Origin of the sequence: Paucibacter sp. B2R-40 (genome assembly GCF_025717555.1) — a bacterium.
In the GTDB taxonomy this organism is placed as follows: Bacteria; Pseudomonadota; Gammaproteobacteria; order Burkholderiales; family Burkholderiaceae_C; genus Paucibacter_A.
In genome coordinates this window covers 364,729-383,099 of the sequence record NZ_JAJIRP010000005.1, presented here as the reverse complement: position 1 = coordinate 383,099, position 18,371 = coordinate 364,729, and the positions used below count along the sequence as shown (strand labels likewise).

At 62.1% G+C, this 18,371-nt stretch carries 17 protein-coding genes; 8 read left to right on the top strand and 9 right to left on the bottom strand.

All coding sequences use genetic code 11. The features are described from left to right. The first annotated feature begins 39 nt into the window (after nucleotides 1-39). Nucleotides 40-1,677, top strand: a complete 1,638-nt coding sequence (locus LNV09_RS13005) for a response regulator (RefSeq protein ID WP_263557493.1) — start codon at nucleotides 40-42, stop codon at nucleotides 1,675-1,677. A 21-nt stretch (nucleotides 1,678-1,698) separates the two neighbouring features. On the opposite strand, the gene LNV09_RS13000 is transcribed toward LNV09_RS13005, so the two are convergent. From LNV09_RS13000 to LNV09_RS12975, 6 genes are all read right to left on the bottom strand, one after another. Further along, nucleotides 1,699-2,439 (bottom strand): lysophospholipid acyltransferase family protein, encoded by a 741-nt coding sequence (locus tag LNV09_RS13000; RefSeq protein WP_263557492.1) that lies wholly within the window; start codon nucleotides 2,437-2,439, stop codon nucleotides 1,699-1,701. Further along, nucleotides 2,439-3,761 carry a dihydroorotase gene (locus tag LNV09_RS12995; protein ID WP_263557491.1) on the bottom strand — a complete coding sequence of 441 codons (1,323 nt, stop codon included), beginning with the start codon at nucleotides 3,759-3,761 and terminating at the stop codon, nucleotides 2,439-2,441. The genes LNV09_RS13000 and LNV09_RS12995 overlap by 1 nt, the downstream gene beginning before the upstream one ends. Continuing rightward, nucleotides 3,758-4,720 (bottom strand): aspartate carbamoyltransferase catalytic subunit, encoded by a 963-nt coding sequence (locus LNV09_RS12990; protein ID WP_263557490.1) that lies wholly within the window; start codon nucleotides 4,718-4,720, stop codon nucleotides 3,758-3,760. Before LNV09_RS12990 ends, LNV09_RS12995 begins: the two co-directional genes overlap by 4 nt. A gap of 3 nt (nucleotides 4,721-4,723) precedes the next feature. After that, nucleotides 4,724-5,224, bottom strand: a complete 501-nt coding sequence (gene pyrR, locus LNV09_RS12985; RefSeq protein WP_263557489.1) for a bifunctional pyr operon transcriptional regulator/uracil phosphoribosyltransferase PyrR — start codon at nucleotides 5,222-5,224, stop codon at nucleotides 4,724-4,726. 328 nt (nucleotides 5,225-5,552) lie between these two features. After that, on the bottom strand, nucleotides 5,553-5,954 hold the full coding sequence (gene ruvX / locus LNV09_RS12980; protein WP_263557488.1) for a Holliday junction resolvase RuvX: 402 nt from the start codon (nucleotides 5,952-5,954) through the stop codon (nucleotides 5,553-5,555). Then, on the bottom strand, nucleotides 5,951-6,529 hold the full coding sequence (locus LNV09_RS12975) for a YqgE/AlgH family protein (protein WP_263557487.1): 579 nt from the start codon (nucleotides 6,527-6,529) through the stop codon (nucleotides 5,951-5,953). The genes ruvX and LNV09_RS12975 overlap by 4 nt, the downstream gene beginning before the upstream one ends. Before the next feature lie 44 nt (nucleotides 6,530-6,573). Between LNV09_RS12975 and LNV09_RS12970 the strand changes: the two genes are divergently transcribed. The 6 genes from LNV09_RS12970 to LNV09_RS12945 all read left to right on the top strand — a co-directional run bounded on the left by LNV09_RS12970 (nucleotide 6,574) and on the right by LNV09_RS12945 (nucleotide 13,205). Continuing rightward, nucleotides 6,574-8,049 (top strand): cryptochrome/photolyase family protein, encoded by a 1,476-nt coding sequence (locus tag LNV09_RS12970; protein WP_263557486.1) that lies wholly within the window; start codon nucleotides 6,574-6,576, stop codon nucleotides 8,047-8,049. 107 nt (nucleotides 8,050-8,156) lie between these two features. Then, nucleotides 8,157-9,086, top strand: a complete 930-nt coding sequence (locus LNV09_RS12965; RefSeq protein ID WP_263557485.1) for an alpha/beta hydrolase — start codon at nucleotides 8,157-8,159, stop codon at nucleotides 9,084-9,086. Between the two features lie 526 nt (nucleotides 9,087-9,612). Then, nucleotides 9,613-10,779 (top strand): MlaE family ABC transporter permease, encoded by a 1,167-nt coding sequence (locus LNV09_RS12960; RefSeq protein WP_263557484.1) that lies wholly within the window; start codon nucleotides 9,613-9,615, stop codon nucleotides 10,777-10,779. Then, a complete protein-coding gene (locus tag LNV09_RS12955) occupies nucleotides 10,780-11,631 on the top strand; it encodes an ABC transporter ATP-binding protein (protein ID WP_263557483.1) in 852 nt (283 codons plus the stop codon). 17 nt (nucleotides 11,632-11,648) lie between these two features. Next, complete coding sequence (locus tag LNV09_RS12950; protein ID WP_263557482.1) at nucleotides 11,649-12,617, top strand: MlaD family protein; 969 nt, start codon at nucleotides 11,649-11,651, stop codon at nucleotides 12,615-12,617. After that, entirely contained in the window at nucleotides 12,618-13,205 is a 588-nt protein-coding gene (locus LNV09_RS12945) for an ABC-type transport auxiliary lipoprotein family protein (protein WP_263557481.1), read from the top strand. A 6-nt stretch (nucleotides 13,206-13,211) separates the two neighbouring features. Here LNV09_RS12945 and LNV09_RS12940 read toward each other — a convergent pair whose 3' ends face one another. After that, nucleotides 13,212-14,066 (bottom strand): J domain-containing protein, encoded by an 855-nt coding sequence (locus LNV09_RS12940; RefSeq protein ID WP_263557480.1) that lies wholly within the window; start codon nucleotides 14,064-14,066, stop codon nucleotides 13,212-13,214. 120 nt (nucleotides 14,067-14,186) lie between these two features. Next, on the bottom strand, nucleotides 14,187-16,337 hold the full coding sequence (locus tag LNV09_RS12935; RefSeq protein ID WP_263557479.1) for a sodium-translocating pyrophosphatase: 2,151 nt from the start codon (nucleotides 16,335-16,337) through the stop codon (nucleotides 14,187-14,189). Between the two features lie 247 nt (nucleotides 16,338-16,584). On the opposite strand from LNV09_RS12935, the gene ppa reads away from it, so the two are divergent. Next, nucleotides 16,585-17,124, top strand: coding sequence for an inorganic diphosphatase (ppa, locus tag LNV09_RS12930; RefSeq protein ID WP_263557478.1), 540 nt, complete (start codon nucleotides 16,585-16,587; stop codon nucleotides 17,122-17,124). 52 nt (nucleotides 17,125-17,176) lie between these two features. Here the strand turns inward: ppa and LNV09_RS12925 are convergent, their stop codons facing one another. Continuing rightward, nucleotides 17,177-18,349 (bottom strand): GNAT family N-acetyltransferase, encoded by a 1,173-nt coding sequence (locus tag LNV09_RS12925; protein WP_263557477.1) that lies wholly within the window; start codon nucleotides 18,347-18,349, stop codon nucleotides 17,177-17,179. Nucleotides 18,350-18,371: the final 22 nt, after the last annotated feature.

The window sequence follows — 18,371 nt, the reverse complement described above, 5'->3', positions numbered from 1 at the left end:
GCTAGCGGCTGTGTCGCGAGGCGTAATCGAAGGGGTGGGATGTTGGAGCACAAACGGCTGCGCGGCTTGTCCGGCGGCCTCGATCCAAGTCGGATGAGGGCCTTGATCATTGATGAGGGCGAGCTTTCGCGCTCGGTGCTCAGCAATATGCTGCGCGATATGGGGGTGCCGACCGTGCATTCCGCGCGTCGGCCGGAAGCCGCGCGCAGCATGATCAAGAACGCCTCACCTGCGTATGACATCATCATCACCGACTTCCATTTCACGCCGCAAAGCTCGCATGATTTGACCGGCCAGGACTTGCTCGATGAGCTGCGCCAAGCGCGCGGCCTGCCGATGCAAACCGCCTTCATCATGGTGACCGATGAGGCGCGCTATCAGCATGTGGCCGACGCCGTCGAGGGCGCGCTCGATGACTACCTGCTCAAGCCCTTCAATGCGCGCCAATTCGATGAGCGATTGCGGGTGATTCTTGAGCGCAAACATGCGCTGCGGGAGGTTTTCGAGGCCATCGATGCCGGCGAATTCGGGCAGGCTGCCAGCCTGTGCGAGGCCATGTTCGCGGCCAGCGCCACCTACCGTGTGTATGCCGCACGAATCGGCTCCGAGCTGTATTTGCGCCTGGGTCAAATCGACGCTGCCAAACGTATGTTCGAGGCCTTGCTGGCGACCAAGGCGGTGCCCTGGGCGCGCTTAGGGCTGGCAAAAATCGAGCTCGCCAATGCGGACTCAGCGACCGCCTGCCGCACGCTGGAAACCCTGCTGGCCGACAACCCGGCCTATGTGGATGCCTACGATGTCTATGGGCGGGCCTTGCTGGAAGAGATGAAGTTTGAGCCCGCCGTCGAGATGCTGGCCAAGGCCGTGCAGATCACGCCCGGCAACGTGGCGCGGCTGCAAAAGCTGGGCTCCTTGCAGCTTTTCGTCGGTGACAGTGAGAGTGCGGCCAGAAATTTGGGTGCGGCGCTGACGATTGGCTTGCATTCGCGCGCGCTCGACTTTCAAGGCGTGGTGGCGCTTGGTATTGCTTGCCTGGATATTGGCGACGAGGACGGCTGCGACCGCGCACAAAAATGCCTGCAGGACGCCATTGCCCGTTACCCAGCCTACAGCTTTCGTCTGCAATTGCTGTCCGTGGCCTTGGAGACGGCAATGAGTTTGCTCTTGCGCCGCCAAGAGGCGGCATTGGCTGCGCTGGGGCAAATGGCTGCGCAACTCGACCAAGCTGAATTCACGTTCGAGATGGCCTGCAATCTTTTGCAGCTCTTGTCTCGTTGCGCCCGCAATCAACGCGTGCCCGGTGCGATGCGTTGGGCCGAATTGGCGGCGCAGCGCTTTGCCATCTCCAAGCCTCGCACTCGCTTGCTGGAAATGGCCGCAGGGCAACTCCCTTCACTGGAAACGGTGGTGCGCAATGCGGCGGCGGGCATCAATGAAGCCGCACGCGACGCGATGACGCATCTGGTCAGCAAACAGCATCAACGCACCTTGGAGGCCTTGCTGGAGCTGGCCGGGCGCAGTTTGAATTCACGCATCATCAAGCTGGCTCAGGCGACGCTGACGCATCATGGCCGTCATCTGGCGGCGGAAGTTGCGCAGCGCATGGCCGAGAGCCTGGACGACTTGCAACAGCGCTATGTGGACGGTGGCCGTCGCATCGTCGAGCGAAGCGAGTGAGTCGCTTCAGTCAATGCGGGCTCAGCTTCGATCCAAGGCTTGTTGAATTGCATCCCGCACATGTTCGGCCAGCAAGCGCCGGTCGGCATGTGCCGTCGCCATTGCCGGCAACACTTCCACTTTGACGCTCAAGCCCTTGGCGGTCAACACGCTCCAAAGGCTTTGCACCAGGGTGGTGTCGCCAATGAAACGGGCGGAGGAGCTGAAACGCTCGCCCGGCTCGAACCAGCGCAAGACCAGGGGCTGAATCGGCGTCTCGGTCGAGATCGCCGCTTGCAGCAGATTGCCGTGAAAGGGGAGTAACTCAGGCCCAGCACTGGTCGTGCCCTCAGGGAAGACCGCCACCGTGTCGCCGGCCTTCAAAGCATCGGCCGTCTGATGCACGACCCGCAGCGCGTCGCGCTTGCTGGCGCGCTCGATGAAGAGCGTGCCGACGCCGTCCACCAGCAAGCCCACCACCGGCCAATGTTTGACGTCGGCCTTGGAGACAAAGCGTGCTTCAGGCAGCACAGCATGGACGGCGGCGATATCCAGCCAGGAGATGTGATTGGCGACCAGAAGCTTGGCGCCAGGTCTTCCGGCAAGACCTGACACTTCGAGTTGCACCCCGAAAATGGCCAGCATCTTGCCGGACCAGCGTTTGATATGAAGCTGCCGTGCCGCCAAATCCAAGCTGCCAAAGCGCAGCTTGATCAGCGCCAAGCCGTAAAGCACATGCAGACTGAAACGAAAGAACCGATAGACCGCCAGCAAATTTCTCATCAAGCGCTAGCCGCCTCTTGGCTGGATTCGAACGCCATATGCCCGGCCACCAAGGTGTAGCGCACCCGTGCCGGCAACTCGAAACCGCTGGTCTCGAACGCAAACGGTGTGTGCTTGCCCTGGCTGCTCAATAGTTCTGGTGTGACGGCCCAGCTGGCTGCCGGGTCGAACACGCAGACATCGGCGACGCCGCCCACCACCAAGCGGCCGGCGCTGGCACCCAGCGACCCCAAGGCGACGCCCAAAACCTGCACCGGCTTGGCGGTGACGACCTCCAGCGCACGCGCCACGGGCAAGCCTTCGTCGGCGGCCCAGCGCAGCGCCAGGCTTAAGAGCAATTCCAGTCCGGTCGCACCCGGTGTGGCTTCGGCGAACGGCACGTTCTTTTCGTCGGCGGTGACCGGCATATGGTCGCTGACCAAGGCGTCCAGCGTGCCGTCGGCCAGGCCGGCGCGCAGCGCGTCGCGGTCGCGGCCCTGGCGCAGTGGCGGCGTGAGCCGCATCGCGGGGTTGAAATAACCAATGTCCACATCGGTCAGGTGCAGCGAGTTGATCGACACATCGGCGGTCAGCTTCAGCCCCTCGCGCTTGGCGGCGCGCACCAGCTCGACGCCGGCCGCGCTGGAGATGCGGCACAGATGAACCCGCGCGCCGGTCGAGCGCATCAGCTCGAAAATCGTGTGCAGCGCGACCGTCTCGGCCATCACCGGCACGCCGCTCAGGCCCAAGCGCGTCGCCATCGCGCCACTGGCCGCCACTCCGCCGCCGAGGTAAGCGTCCTGCGGGCGTAGCCAGACCTGGTAGTCATAGGTTGCCGCATAGAGCAGGGCGCGTGCCAGCACCAAGGTGTCGCGCACCGGCACTTCGGCCTGCGAGAAACCGATGCAGCCGGCTTCGGTCAGCTCGGCCATTTCGGTCAAGGCCTGACCCGCCAAGCCCTGCGTCAAGGCGCCGAGTGGAAACAGGCGGCAGCGGCTGAGCTTGCGGGCGCGAAACTTCAGCATCTCGACCAGGCCGGGCTCGTCGAGCACCGGCTCGGTGTCGGGCGGGCAGACCAGGCTGGTGACACCACCGGCCGCGGCTGCAGCCAGCTCGCTGTCCAACATGCCTTCGTGCTCATGGCCGGGCTCGCGCAGGCGTGCGGCCAGATCGACTAGGCCGGGTGCGACGATCAGGCCTGTCGCGTCAATGACGCGGTCGGCGGCGAAGTCGCTAGGCTCACCCAAGCCCACGATGCGGCCATTGGCAATCGCCAGATCGCCGCTGCGGTCCAGGCCCGAGGCGGGGTCGATCAATCGACCGTTCTTGATCAATATCTTCATGCTTCGTTTCCAGCCAAGATAGACATCACGGCCATCCGCACCGCGATACCAAAGGTCACTTGCGGCAGGATCACGCTTTGTGCGCCGTCGGCCACCGTGGACGAGATTTCCACGCCGCGGTTGATTGGCCCCGGGTGCATCACGATCGCGTCGGGCTTGGCCAGCGCCAGCTTCTCCGGCGTCAGGCCGAAGTTCTTGAAGAACTCACCGGCGCTGGGCAGCATGCCGCCGTTCATGCGCTCGTTTTGCAGGCGCAGCATGATGATCACGTCGGCGCCGCGCACGCCCTCGGCCATATCGTGACAGACCCTCACGCCCATCTCCCGCAGATCGCCGGGCACCAAGGTCTTGGGGCCAACAGCGCGAATCTCGGGCACGCCGAGGATGTTCAGCGCATGGATGTCCGAGCGGGCCACGCGCGAATGGACGATGTCGCCGACGATGGCCACCGTCAGATTGCGGAAGTCCTTTTTGAAATGCCGGATCGTGTACATGTCCAGCAGACCCTGCGTCGGGTGCGCGTGGCGGCCGTCACCGGCGTTGACCACATGCACATGCGGCGCGCAATGCTGGGCGATCAGGTAGGGCGCGCCGCTCTCGCTGTGGCGCACGACGAACATATCCGCGTGCATGGCCGACAGATTGGCCACGGTGTCGAGCAGGGTCTCGCCCTTGGCCGTGGAGCTGCGTGCGATGTCCAGATTCAAGACATCGGCCGACAGCCGCTTGGCGGCGATCTCAAAAGTCGTGCGGGTACGCGTGCTGTTCTCGAAGAAGAGATTGAATACCGACTTGCCGCGGAGCAGCGGCACCTTCTTGACCTCGCGGTCATTGACCGAGAGAAAGCTGCCGGCAGTGTCCAGAATTTGCTGGATATTGGCCTGCGGCAGACCTTCGATGGAAAGCAGGTGGACCAGCTCGCCGTGTTTGTTCAGTTGCGGATTGCGTTTGCTGAGCATCGGTCAATCTCCTTTGAGGTCGAAGCTGAAGCGGCCGTCGGCACTCTTGGCCAGTCGCACGCGTTGCTCGGCGGCCAGATGGATGCGCGCGGCCGAGAAGGCCGGCTCGATCGGCAGCTCGCGCCCGCCTCGGTCCACCAACACCGCCAGCGTCACGCTAGCCGGGCGGCCAAAGTCGAACAGCTCGTTGATCACCGCGCGGGTGGTGCGACCGGTGAACAGCACATCGTCGATCAGCAAGATGTGCCTAGCGCTGACGTCAAACGGCAGCTTGGTATGGTCTGCGCTGGCTGACATGCCGCGTGAACCGAAGTCGTCGCGGTGCAGCGAGCTGGAGATCACGCCGGCACTGCCGGGCAGGCCCAGATCGGCCTGCAAGCGCTCGGCCAGCCAGGCGCCGCCGGACCAGATGCCCACCAGCGCGGCCTCGGGCCTGAGCAACTTTTGCACGCCCTTCAAAAGATCGGCGTAGATGGCCTCGGCATCAAGTAGGAGGGTGCTCATGCGAGTCCTTTCGCCGGGCCGCCCCAAGAAAGGACTGCGCCCTCTCGGGGGGCAGCAAACAAAGTTTGCGTGGGGGTCGTCATAAAAGTCCTTTCGCCGGGCCGCCCCAAGAAAGGACTGCGCCCTCTCGGGGGGCAGCAAACAAAGTTTGCGTGGGGGTCGTCATAAAAGTCCTTTCGCCGGGCCGCCCCAAGAAAGGACTGCGCCCTCTCGGGGGGCAGCAAACAAGGTTTGCGTGGGGGTCGTCATACAAGTCCTTTCGCCGGACCGCCCCAAGAAAGGACGGAGCCCCCGTGGGGGGCTGCAAACAAGGTTTGCTGGGGGCTAGTCATGGGTTTTCATTAAAAAATTGTTCAAGAATCAGGGCGGCAGCGGTGGAGTCGACATCACGCACGCCATAACTCTCCGCCTCGACGCTGGTGTAGCGCTCATCGACCTCGAACACCGGCAAATTGAAGCGCCCTTTGAGCTGGCGGCCAAAGCGGCGCGCGCGCTGGGTGATCTCATGCTCGGCACCGTCGGGATGAAAAGGCACGCCAATCACCAGTGCATCGGGCTGCCATTCCTTGATCAGCTTGGCGATGGCCAAAAAACGCGCCTCGCCCTCCATGGCAATGTGCTTGAGCGGCTCGCCCCGGCCGGTGAAGCGGCTGCCGTTGGCGACGCCGACGCGTTTGATGCCGAAGTCGAAAGCCAGCAGGGACTGCGCGGAGCTCGCCGATGTGATCATGCGTGGCCGGCCTCTTGGCTCAGCATGCGCGGATCGACACCGAGCAGACCCAGTGCGCGTTCATAGCGCAGCTCAACCGGTGTGTCGAAAATGATCTCTTTCGTCGCCTCGACGGTGAGCCAGCCATTGCGGCCGATTTCTTCCTCTAACTGACCCGCTGCCCAACCGCTATAGCCCAGCGTGACGAAGACCCGCTTGGGACCGGCACCGTTGGACAAGGCTTCGAGCACATCGCGGCTGGTGGTCATCTCCAGGCCGCCGGGCACGATCATGGTGGCGTTGTAATGGTTGCCGGCGGCGTCCAGCGGCGCGTGCAAGACGAAGCCGCGTTCCGGTTGCACCGGGCCGCCGTAAAAAACGGGTCTGTCGGCCAGCGCATCTTTGGGCGGGGTCAGATCGACTTTTTCGAATAGATTGCCCAGCGTCATCGCCATCGGCCGGTTGATGACCAGACCCAGGGCGCCGTTCTCGTTGTGCTCGCACATATAGATCACGGCACCTTTGAAGCCTTCATCAAGCATGCCGGGCATGGCGATCAAAAACTGGTTGGTGAGAACGATGCGGGTTTGTGACATGGCGGCATTTTATTCGCCCGCAAGCAAGCGGCGACACTAGTGCGATGGAAAAGAAATTCAAACGCGCGCTGATCTGGTTCAGGCGGGACCTGCGCGCCAGCGATCAAGCTGCTTTGCACCACGCCCTGAAGTCGGCCGAGCAAGTGTTCTGTGTCTTTGTGCTCGACAGCGACATCCTGGACCCGCTGCCGCGCCAGGACCGCCGGGTCGAGTTCATCTGGCGTGCCTTGGCTGCTCTGGATGGCGACCTGCGCAGCCTCAAACCCGGGGCCGGCTTGATCGTCCGGCAGGGCCGCCCCATCGACCTGATCCCGAAGCTGGCGGCCGAGTTGCAGATTCAAGCGGTGTTCTGCAACCATGATGATGAACCCGCCGCGCTGGCCCGCGACGCGCAGGTGTGCGAGCGCCTGGCGAGCTTTGGCTGTTGTTTCAAGAGCTTCAAGGACCATGTCATCTTCGAGCGCAGCGAGGTGCTGACGGCCGTGGGCAAGCCCTACAGCGTGTTCACGCCCTATAAGAACGCTTGGCTGCGCAAGCTGGAGCCCTTTTATTTGCGCGCCTACCCTGTGGCTCCATATGCCGACGCATTGGCCAGCACTGCGCTCGCAGACGGCGTGCCCAGCTTGGCGGAGATCGGTTTTGAGCGGTCCAATTTGAGCCCTCATCTGGGTTGCGGCAGCGCCGGTGCGCAAGAACTGCTGGATGACTTTTTGCAGCGCATTGATCGTTATGACGACAGCCGCAATTTCCCTGCCGTCAAAGGGCCCAGTTACCTCAGCGTGCACCTGCGCTTTGGCACCGTATCGATCCGGCAGTTGGCGAGCGAAGCCTGGCAGCGCATGCAAGCGGGCCAGCATGGTGCCGAAGTCTGGCTGTCCGAGTTGATCTGGCGCGATTTTTATCACCAGATCATGCACCACCATCCGCATGCGATGAGCAGCGCCTTCCGCCCGGCCTATGACGCTATCCAGTGGGAGACTGGCCCGGACGCGGATCGTCTGTTTGAGGCCTGGTGCGCGGGTGCGACAGGCTATCCGCTGGTCGATGCGGCGATGCTGCAGCTCAATCAAAGCGGCTATATGCACAACCGGTTGCGCATGGTGACGGCCTGCTTTTTGATCAAGGACTTGGGCCTTGATTGGCGCCGTGGCGAGGCCTATTTCGCCCAGCAGTTGCTGGACTTCGACCTCGCCGCCAATAACGGCGGCTGGCAATGGGCATCCTCCAGCGGTTGCGACGCACAGCCCTATTTCCGTATCTTCAACCCGGTCACCCAGAGTGAGAAGTTCGACGCGGAGGGCAAATTCATCAAGCGCTATTTGCCGCAATTGGCCAAGCTGCCGCCTAAGCTGATTCACGCACCTTGGACCGCCAAACCCTTGGCCTTGCAAGCTTGTGGTTTGAGCTTGGGGACGGACTACCCTTGGCCCCTCATCAACCATGATGAGGCTCGCCGCCTGACCCTGGCACGCTATGGTGTGGTCAAGAGCGCTGACATCGCCAAGCCCGAAATTGACTAAGCTTTGGTCAGGCCCGCCGCCCACCTGCCACGCCACTGCCGGGCAAGCGCCACTCAATGAAAATCAAAAAAACCATGAAATCGATTTACAGCAGGGCAATGGCTGCCATGAGTTTGGCCATTTCGGTGGGTGCTGCGGGAGCTCAGGGCTCCGGGGCAGGGGCGCCAGTTGAGAGCGCCGAGGGCACGCAAGCGCTTCCCCTGGTCAGCCTGGGCCGCATTGAGCGCTTGGCCAACTTCCCGTCCAAATGGGTGGATGCGCGCCATGTGGATGTCTGGGTGCCTGAGGGCTATTCGGCTGACAAGCGCTACCAAGTGCTTTATATGCATGATGGCCAGATGCTGTTCGACGCCAGCAGAACATGGAACCAGCAGGCTTGGGATGTGCACTTGAGCGTGGCGCGCTTGGTCGCGGCGGGGCGCATTCCTCAGACCCTGATCGTCGGCATCTGGAATAACGGCAAGTACCGCCACAGCGAGTATTTTCCGCAGAAATACCTCGCACTGATGCCCGCCCCGCAACGCGAGCGTTTGATCACTGAACGCTTGCTCAACAAGCCGCAGTCCGATGCCTATCTACGCTTCTTGGTCGAGGAACTCAAACCGGTCATCGATGCCAAATACACGACCCGGCCCGAGCCCGCCAGCACCTTCCTGATGGGCTCCAGCATGGGCGGGCTGATCTCGGTCTATGCGATGAATGAGTATCCGCAGGTTTTCGGCGGCGCTGCCGGCTTGTCGACGCATTGGGTTGGTATCTCCAAGCCCAACGCGGCGATCCCCTTGGCGGCCTTCAACTATCTGCGCACGCACCTCGCTTCGCCCGAGACTCACCGGCTTTACCAGGACCACGGCACGACCGAACTCGACGCGCTGTATGCACCCTACCAGGTGATGGTGAATGAGCTGGCGCGCGAGCGTGGCTATGTGGATGGCCTCAATTTCGAGACGCGGGTTTTCGAAGGCAGTGGACACAACGAAAATGCCTGGGCCGCACGGCTGGATATCCCGCTTGAGTTCTTGTTGCGCAGGCCCTAGCGAGAAGTCTTCTGGCAATGGCCCAGCTTGAGCGGCGCACAGCTTGGCTTATGTCGCGGTCCGCTGGCCTGCGCTCGCTGTCGCTTAAGTCCAGCACTACATCGGACTCGGCGAAGTGGCCAAGCGGATACGAAGTATCGATACTGTGATTCACCTCAGAACGAACGCTTAATGTTGTTGACGCAGATCAATGGCTGCAAGCTGAGGCCTCAAGCCCTGGCCCGTATCGAAAGCCTGCTCAATGACTGCCTGCGAAAAATCCTCGGCGTTAGAAGGCCGCGCGGGCTCTAAACTGATGTGCAACAAGATCAATGACGACGGGCACAGCGAGCATGGAAACGCAGTATTCAAGCTTGAGCATGGAAGACCGCATGCCGCTGAGGGTATTGAAAACGCAGGACTTGCGCCATTGGGCCGAGGCTAGAGCCATGGAGCCTTTACGTCTACCTCGACCTCGACCATCGCGCGCGAGTTCGAGCGGAATGGCTGCTCGCAAGCGCACGATGCTGATGCATCACCACACACAATGAGTACAGGCACGATGGCGGTGGGCGAACCAGCAGAGCAAGACGGTACGGCGGTGCTGCCGCGTATCGTGCATCGACCGAATGAAGGCGACCCCGCTGGTCCAGGTGTTGCGCGCCTGGAAGGAGACTGGAGTTTGCTGCCCTTGCGTGGGCATTTCGAGGCGCTGAGCGCGCAGGCGGCCGAACTTTGGCGCCAAGGTGTGGCCTGGGATCTTTGCTCCTTGCAACGCCTGGACAATGCCGGCGCGATGATGCTGTGGGATGCCTGGGGTCAGCGCATGGCGGGCGAGGTCGTATGGCTGCCCGAGCATCAAGCGATGTTTGCGAAGCTGAATGTTCCCAAGCTACCGACGGCGCGGCGTGGCCGCATGCCTGCCGGCGTGACCGCTTTTGGCGGCGATCTGTTCTTGATGATCGAGCATCTGGTGGCCGCCACACGCCTGCTGGGACAGTTGGCGATTGACTGCTGGCATTTGCTGAAGTCTCCCGGCCTGATCGCATGGCGGGATATCTCGGTCAATATCTACCGCACCGGAGCGCAGGCCATGGGCATCACCGCGCTGGTCGGCTTTCTGGTCGGGGTCACGCTGTCTTACCTGACCTCGCGCCAACTGCGCCTGTTTGGTGCCGACATCTACGTCATCAACATCCTCGGCTTGAGCGTCTGGCGCGAGCTGGGCCCTTTGCTGGCGGCGATTCTGGTGGCGGGGCGCAGTGGCTCGGCGATGACGGCGCAACTCGGCGTTATGCGGGTAACTCAGGAACTCGATGCGCTGTCGGTGATGGGGATCTCACACACGATACGCCTGGTCTTGCCGAAGATTTTTGCGCTCGGGCTGGCGATGCCTTTGGTGGCTCTATGGACCAGCTGCATGGTCTTGGCCGGCGGCATGGTGGCTGCCCGCGCGACGCTGGGGCTGGACTATGTGCAGTTTTTGCATGGCATACCGGCGGCGGTGCCCGAAGCCAATTTATGGTTGGGCCTGGGCAAGGCCCATGTGTTCGGCATGCTGATTGCGTTCGTGGCCTGCTATTTCGGCCTACGAATCAAACCCAATAGTGAGAGCTTGGCCGTGGGCACGACCAGTTCGGTCGTCAGTTCCATCACCGTCGTCATCATTGCCGACGCGGCTTTTGCGATCATTTTCCAGAGCGTGGGTATTTAGATGGCGACGCTGCAAACTGCCGAGCGACGCATCCCGGTGATCGAAATAGACGCCGTCACGACGGTCTTGGGGCGTGCGGTGATTCATCGCGGCTTGAGTCTGGACGTCATGTCCGGCGAGGTGCTGGCCATCATTGGTGGTTCGGGCAGTGGCAAGACCACCTTGCTGCGTTTGATGCTGGGGCTGCAGCGTCCTGCTGCCGGCACGGTCAGCATCTTTGGCCATCAGCTGGGCAATTGCGAGGCCGCCGATTTGGCGCAAGTGCGCAATCGCTGGGGTGTACTGTTCCAGCAGGGCGCGCTGTTTTCAGCGCTGACCGTGTTTGACAATATTGCCTTGCCACTGCGTGAATTGAAGGACATCCCCAAACGCTTGATGTCCGAATTGGTGCTGCTCAAATTGAGCCAGGTGGGCTTGAGTCCGGCCGACGCCTTGAAAAAGCCGGCCGAATTGTCCGGCGGCATGATCAAGCGCGTCGCTTTGGCGCGGGCCTTGATTCTCGATCCGGTCCTGCTGTTCCTGGATGAGCCTACCGCCGGCTTGGATCCCGCCAGCAGCAAGCGTTTCGTTCGTCTGATCGAGGATTTGCGCAGCGAAATGAGCCTCACCGTGGTGATGGTCACGCATGATGTGGATACCTTGTTCGCGCTGGCGGACCGGGTGGCGGTGCTGGCCGATCGGCGTCTGGTCGGCATCGGGCCCTTGAGCGAGGTCGCCAAGCAGCCGCAGCCCTTTATTCAGGAGTTCTTTCTTGGTCATGCATCGCAATGCAATGACGACTACATTCAAAGTTACCGCAGCAGCTTGCGTCAAGGGTCCATGGCAGCACCGGCAGCAGCCGACTCAAAATAGATGGAGTGTTCAAGCATATGGAAAACCGCGCACATGCCCTGGCCACCGGCATCTTTATCCTCTTTTTAGGCGGCGTGCTGGCCTTGGTGGCAGCCTGGTTTCAGGGTGATCAAGGCGAGAAGAATGATTTCACCATCGTGGCGCGCAGCGGCGTGTCGGGGCTGAACCTGAAGGCGCCGGTAAAGCTGCGCGGCGTCTTGGTGGGCAAGGTCGAATCGATCGGCTTTGACAAGAGCGACAGTCAGCGGATTTTGATCGGTATTCGGGTGGCCAAGAGCGCCCCCTTGACGCAGGCCACGGTGGCCAGGCTCGGCTATCAAGGCATCACGGGCTTGAGCTATATCGATCTCTCCGAGCCCGAAGGAGCACAGGCTTCGCCGCCATTGGCAGCGGGCGGCGCGCCCATCGAGTTGCAAGCCTCGATGCTGGATCAGCTCAGCAGCGCCGGGCCGCAGTTGTTGGCGCGGGTCAGCGAGGCGGCAGTGCGGGTCAACACCTTGCTGGGCGACGCCAATCAGCAGGCCTTCAGCCGCAGCTTGGGTCAGTTTGGAGAAGCGGCAAGCCAAGTCGCGGCCTTGAGCAAGGCCTTGGCGCCGACCGCTGCGGCGCTGCCGCCTTTGCTTGCTCAGACAAAGCAAATGATGGCGGGTGGCAGCACCACGCTACAGCGGGTCGACGGCCTGGTCGCGGAATCGACACTGCTGGCGCAGGAGCTGCGCCAGCGTGCCGAATTACTTGATCGTATCGGCCAAGCCTCCGCGCAAGTGCAGCTGACGGCCCAGCGTCTCGATATGGCCCTGGTCGGCACGAATAGAGGGCCGCGCAGTCAGTCGCTGGTCGACGTCTGGAGTCAGAGCGGGCGGGCGATCGAGCGCACGGCCAGCCAAATCGGCGAGCAGCCGCAGAGTTTCCTGTTCGGGCCGCAGCCGGCGCCGGCCGGGCCGGGTGAAGCAGGATTTGATGACAGGGCCAGAAAGGCAAACTAAATGAGGCGTGAATCCGTGAAAGTCCTGCTGCTGGCGAGCGCCGCGGCCTTTGTCTTGAGCGCCTGTGCCTTGAGTGGCAACAAGGGCACGGCACCTTCTCTGTTCGATTTAGGTCCGATGTCCAGCCAGGCTGTAGCGCCGGTGCCAGACTTGCAATTGAGCGAAATGAGCGCGCCGCCTTGGTTGGCTGGCTCAGGCATTGCCTATCGCTTGGCGTACCAAAATGAGTTTCAGCCCCAGTTCTACCGTGACAGCCGCTGGACAGCGCCGCCGGCCGCGCTCTTGAGTGAGCGGCTGCGGCAAAAGTTGGCGCTGGCACCGAGGGGCGCCGGCAGCAAGCCTGTCGTGCTGCGCCTGGAGCTGGTGGAGTTTGAGCAGCGCTTCAGCTCGCCCACGCAGTCTGAAGTCCGAGTTAGCTTGCGGGCGCGTTTGGGTGAGGGCGCTGGCATCACGCAGACTTTCGAGGCGGTAAAACCCAGCCGCAGTGGCGACGCTGCGGGTGCAGTACGGGCCTTCAGCGAGGCCAGCGACGAGGTATTGACGCAGATATTGGCTTGGGCCGCGCTCACCGCCACCGCTAAGCCATAGACCGACTTAGCTGGCGCTTGCAGCCGCACCCATGCGCTCGATGCGCCTGTGCAAGAAGGCCTGCGCCAAGCTCGATTGCGGCTGCAGACGCTGGCCGATATAGAGCTCCTGGCGGCGCTCGCTGATCTGGCTACGCAGGCGATTGGCCATCACGCTCAAGGGGTCCAGGCCTTTGAGCTCGGCCTGTGCGATCGCCAGCCAAAGCCGGTGCATCGGGTGCACGGTCAGCAAAGCCAGATGGGCTTGCACCACGCGCAAGCGCCCCTGCACCATTTGCTCGCAGCGACTCAACCAATTGCGCAGCGCGTCAGCATTGCCGCCGCTGACGCGCACCGGATCTTCACCAGCCGCCAGCAGCAGCATTTCCAGCTGATTGCGGTTGGACGCTGCATAGGCTTCGTTCACCAGCATCATGCTTTGCTCGCGGGCGCGCCGGTCCGCCTCGTTGGCGGCAAAGTCGGGATGCAAGCGCATTGCGGCGCGACGGTAGAGTGTTTTCAGCGTGGGCGGCGCCATCTCGACCAAGCCACTCAGTGGCTCGGGCGGCAATGCAGCAGCGGGTGGCAATTGCGGCAAGACCGGCAGCGAAGTGGCCTGGGGAGCCAATGGTGAGCGGGCATCGACGCCGCTGCTGCGCAGCGCCTCGGCCAAGCCACTGGTCGCACTGTGCAGCTGTGACTCCAGCGCGTCCAGCTCCAGATAGAGCTCGCCCAAGGTATCCACGTAGCGAAGCACAAAGCCTTGCACCTGTGAGCGCAGAGTTTCGAATTCATGCTCCTGAGTCGCCAAATAGCGACGCAGATCGCTCAACTGCGACCGCCGCCGCTCCAGGCCGTGCCGTGAGATCGCTGTGTTCGTCATGGCAGTTTGAATTCCCCCGTTGCCTGGCCGCTATTGTGGCCCGCATGCAGTCACAGTCAAAGCGAAAACAGCCCGCATGCGGGCTGTTTTATCTCCAGGCTTTGTCTTCAGCGACCAAGCTCAAGGCTGTGATGCCGCCTTCAATGGTTCGGATGCAGCAGGCGTTGCCACGGTCTCCACCACAGGTGTGGGCTCTACGGCGTGTAGCGCTGTGGACGCCGTGGCCGGCGTGAGTTGCATCGGCAGCAAGGGCACGATCAAGAGCGCCACGATATTGATGATCTTGATCAGCGGGTTGACGGCCGGGCCGGCTGTGTCCTTGTAGGGGTCGCCGACGGTGTCGCCGGTCACGGCGGCCTTGTGGGCTTCGCTGCCCTTGCCGCCGTGATGGCCGTCTTCGATGTACTTCTTGGCGTTATCCCAGGCGCCGCCGCCGGTACACATCGAAATCGCTACGAACAGACCGGTGACGATGGTGCCCATCAGCAAGCCACCCAAGGCTGCTGGGCCGAGCAAGAGGCCCACCACCACCGGCACGATCACCGGCAGCAGCGAAGGGATGATCATTTCCTTGATCGCGGCGCTCGTCAGCATATCGACGGCAGCGCTGTAGTCAGGCTTGCGCTTGCCGGCCATGATCAGGCCGTCGGCGAACTGGCGGCGCACTTCCACCACGACGGAGCCGGCTGCGCGGCCAACGGCTTCCATTGCCATCGCACCAAACAGGTAGGGGATCAGGCCACCGATGAAGAGGCCAACGATCACTTTCGGATCACTCAGGTCAAACGACACATGCATGCCGCGAGCTTCGAGCGAGTGGGTGTAGTCGGCAAACAAGACCAACGCCGCCAGACCGGCCGAACCAATCGCATAGCCCTTGGTGACCGCCTTGGTGGTGTTGCCGACGGCGTCCAGCGGGTCGGTCACATCGCGCACGCTGGCGGGCAGCTCGGCCATTTCGGCGATGCCGCCGGCGTTGTCGGTGATCGGGCCATAGGCGTCCAGGGCAACCACGATGCCGGCCATGCTCAGCATCGAGGTGGCTGCGGTAGCGATGCCGTACAAACCGCCGAGTTGGTAGGACGCCAAGATCGCCAGGCAGACGAACAACACCGGCCAGGCGGTCGAACGCATAGACACGCCGAGGCCGGCGATGATGTTGGTGCCGTGACCGGTGGTCGAGGCCTGAGCGATGTGCTTGACCGGCGCATATTGCGTGCCGGTGTAGAACTCGGTGACCCAGACCAGCGCGGCAGTCAAAACCAGACCGACGGCGCACGCGCCGAACAGGCGCATGCGGGTGCCTGCACCTAACGCATCATCCGGCATCACCGCGTGGGTGACAAAGTAGAAGGCGATCAGTGACAGCACGCCGGCCACGGCCAGGCCCTTGTAGAGCGCCGGCATCACGTTCTTCATGCCCGGCGAGGCCTTGACGAAGTAGCAGCCGATGATGGACGCGATGATGGATACGCCACCCAGCATCAGCGGATAGAGGATGGCGGCCATCGGTGCTGAAGTCACCACCAACGCGCCCAGCGCCATGGTGGCGATCAGCGTCACGGCGTAGGTCTCGAACAGATCGGCGGCCATGCCGGCGCAGTCACCGACGTTGTCTCCGACGTTGTCGGCAATCACGGCCGGGTTGCGCGGGTCATCCTCGGGGATGCCGGCTTCCACCTTGCCGACCAGATCGGCGCCGACGTCAGCGCCCTTGGTGAAGATGCCGCCGCCCAGACGGGCGAAGATCGAGATCAGCGACGAGCCGAAAGCGAAGCCCAGCAGCGGCTTGAGTGTGGCGGCATCAATTTTTTCGCCGCCACTCAAAAACCAGAAGAACAGGCTCACACCCAAGAGCCCCAAGCCCACCACCAGCATGCCGGTGATGGCGCCGCCCTTGAAGGCAACGTCCAGCGCAGGGCCAATGCCCTTGGTCGCGGCCTGTGCGGTGCGCACATTGGCCCGCACCGACACATTCATGCCGATGAAGCCGCAGGCACCCGAGAGCACCGCGCCGAGCACGAAGCCGATCGCCGACATGCTGTCCAGAAAGACCGCGATCAGGATCGCCAACACGATGCCGACCGCCGCAATCGTCTTGTACTGACGGGCCAAATAAGCGGCAGCTCCTTGTTGAATGGCGGAGGCAATCTCCTGCATGCGAGCGTTGCCCGCGTCTTGACTCAAGATCCAGCTTCTTTGTATGAAGCCGTACAACACAGCCGCTAGGCCGCAGGCCAAAGCGAAATACAGCGCCAAACTCGTCGACATGTAGATGTCTCCTAACGTTTCTATCTGCAGTTGGAGGAAAAACTTAGGCCCGGCACCTCTGAACGTGAGTGGAACATGAGGGTCAGGTCGCCCAAATTGATGCTACGAGAAGGAGAGGGCGCAAACCTTGGGTGTTTACCCAAGGTTTGCGGGTAAACGATGGGAGGCGATCGATGCCGCTGCCGTCAGCTGGCGGCAAGGCCTGCCCTTAGAATGCGGGTTTCCCCCTGTCGACTTACGGATAATCATGAGCCTGCATAACGTCACCCCCGGCGCCAAAGCGCCCGAACAGTTCAACGTCATCATCGAAATCCCGATGAATGCGGACCCGATCAAGTACGAGGTTGACAAGGAAACCGGCGCGATGTTTGTCGACCGTTTCATGACAACCGCGATGCACTACCCCTGCAACTACGGCTACATCCCGCAAACGCTGTCGGACGACGGTGACCCGGTGGATGTGCTGGTCGTAACGCCTTACCCGCTGACCCCCGGCGTGGTGATCACCTGCCGCGCAGTCGGCGTCTTGAAGATGGAAGATGAAGCCGGCGGCGACGCCAAGCTGCTGGCCGTGCCCATCGACAAGATTTTGCCCATGTACGAGCATTGGCAAAAGCCCGAGGACGTCAACAAGATGCGCCTCAACGCAATCCAGCATTTCTTTGAGCATTACAAAGATCTGGAGCCGAACAAGTGGGTCAAGGTGCAAGGCTGGGAAGGCCCGGAAGCCGCCAAGGCCGAAATCGTCTCCGGCATCGAGGCTTACAACAAGGCCAAGCAAGGCTGATCTTGCTTGGTTTTTGACGCCAACAGGCGCCCTGCGAAAGCCGGGCGCTTTTTTATTGCGCGCTTGATTTGAAGGGTTGGTGATCTTCCAATTCGTTGACGTAGCCGCGCATGGCCTGACCCTCCTGCGCCAGAAAGTTGGCCACCGCATTGCTGAAGTCCGGGTGTGCCAACCAGTGACTGGAATGGGTGCTGACGGGAAGCAGGCCGCGTGCCATCTTGTGTTCGCCCTGCGCGCCCCCTTCGAAGCGCCGGTAGCCATTGGCGATGCACCAGGCCAGCGGCTGGTAATAGCAGGCATCGAAATGCAGGCATGACACGGTCTCGACCGCGCCCCAGTAGCGGCCATAGGCGTGACCTCTCTCGGGGTCCAGCGCGACCAGTGAGCTGGCGATGGCCTCTGCTCCGCGTTTGGCGGTGAAGAGCAACCAGTTCTCTGCCATGTCTTGGCTCATCAAGCGAAAAAATTCCCGCGTCAGATAAGGCGTGCTGCGGTGGGCCCGGTAGGTCAGCTGGTAGCAGTGATAGAAAAAATCCCAGTCGGCTTCACCGATCTGTGCACCTTGGCGGACCTCGAAATGAATTTCGGCTTCGCGCACCCGACGTTGCTCTTGTTGGATCTTTTTGCGCTTTTCGCGCTGCATCGAGGCGAGGAACTCTTCGAAGGAGGCATAGGGCTCAGGCGAGCAGTTTTGCCAGTGAAACTGCACGCCATGGCGCTGCATCCAGCCCTGTTCTTGGGCGGCATCAAAGTCTGCCGAGTCGCCGAACAAGAGGTGGGCCGAGCTCAAGCCCTGCTGGCCTGCCAGGGCTTGCAGGCCTCGCATCAAGAGCGTGCGGGCCTCGGCATTGACCGCCAACAAACGGCTGCCAGGGACTGGTGTGAAGGGCACGGCCACCAGCAGTTTGGGGTAGTACTTGAGGCCATGCCTTTGGTAGGCATCGGCCCAGGCCCAGTCGAACACATATTCGCCGTAGGAATGGCTCTTTAGGTAGGCGGGGCAGGCCGCAAGCAATTGGTCTTGCAGCCACAGGCTGATGAACTGAGGCTGCCAGCCGGTCGTGGCGGTGGCGCTGCCGGACTCATGCAAAGCGCACAGGTACTCGTGCCGCATAAAGGGCGTCGGCTGTGACTGTGCGGCCAAGAGCGCATTCCAATCGGCCCGAGCGAGTTGACGAGGGTCTTCAAATACGCGGATGACATAATCGGCTGCTGCTATTTCCATCTGTATTCCATCGGTGAAATCC

Excerpts from the sequence above, each read along its gene's own strand:
- LNV09_RS13005 (WP_263557493.1), top strand. The coding sequence starts at position 40 with ATGTTGGAGCACAAACGGCTGCGCGGCTTGTCCGGCGGCCTCGATCCA.
- LNV09_RS13000 (WP_263557492.1), bottom strand. The coding sequence starts at position 2,439 with ATGAGAAATTTGCTGGCGGTCTATCGGTTCTTTCGTTTCAGTCTGCAT.
- LNV09_RS12995 (WP_263557491.1), bottom strand. The coding sequence starts at position 3,761 with ATGAAGATATTGATCAAGAACGGTCGATTGATCGACCCCGCCTCGGGC.
- LNV09_RS12990 (WP_263557490.1), bottom strand. The coding sequence starts at position 4,720 with ATGCTCAGCAAACGCAATCCGCAACTGAACAAACACGGCGAGCTGGTC.
- pyrR (WP_263557489.1), bottom strand. The coding sequence starts at position 5,224 with ATGAGCACCCTCCTACTTGATGCCGAGGCCATCTACGCCGATCTTTTG.
- ruvX (WP_263557488.1), bottom strand. The coding sequence starts at position 5,954 with ATGATCACATCGGCGAGCTCCGCGCAGTCCCTGCTGGCTTTCGACTTC.
- LNV09_RS12975 (WP_263557487.1), bottom strand. The coding sequence starts at position 6,529 with ATGTCACAAACCCGCATCGTTCTCACCAACCAGTTTTTGATCGCCATG.
- LNV09_RS12970 (WP_263557486.1), top strand. The coding sequence starts at position 6,574 with ATGGAAAAGAAATTCAAACGCGCGCTGATCTGGTTCAGGCGGGACCTG.
- LNV09_RS12965 (WP_263557485.1), top strand. The coding sequence starts at position 8,157 with ATGAGTTTGGCCATTTCGGTGGGTGCTGCGGGAGCTCAGGGCTCCGGG.
- LNV09_RS12960 (WP_263557484.1), top strand. The coding sequence starts at position 9,613 with ATGAGTACAGGCACGATGGCGGTGGGCGAACCAGCAGAGCAAGACGGT.
- LNV09_RS12955 (WP_263557483.1), top strand. The coding sequence starts at position 10,780 with ATGGCGACGCTGCAAACTGCCGAGCGACGCATCCCGGTGATCGAAATA.
- LNV09_RS12950 (WP_263557482.1), top strand. The coding sequence starts at position 11,649 with ATGGAAAACCGCGCACATGCCCTGGCCACCGGCATCTTTATCCTCTTT.
- LNV09_RS12945 (WP_263557481.1), top strand. The coding sequence starts at position 12,618 with ATGAGGCGTGAATCCGTGAAAGTCCTGCTGCTGGCGAGCGCCGCGGCC.
- LNV09_RS12940 (WP_263557480.1), bottom strand. The coding sequence starts at position 14,066 with ATGACGAACACAGCGATCTCACGGCACGGCCTGGAGCGGCGGCGGTCG.
- LNV09_RS12935 (WP_263557479.1), bottom strand. The coding sequence starts at position 16,337 with ATGTCGACGAGTTTGGCGCTGTATTTCGCTTTGGCCTGCGGCCTAGCG.
- ppa (WP_263557478.1), top strand. The coding sequence starts at position 16,585 with ATGAGCCTGCATAACGTCACCCCCGGCGCCAAAGCGCCCGAACAGTTC.
- LNV09_RS12925 (WP_263557477.1), bottom strand. The coding sequence starts at position 18,349 with ATGGAAATAGCAGCAGCCGATTATGTCATCCGCGTATTTGAAGACCCT.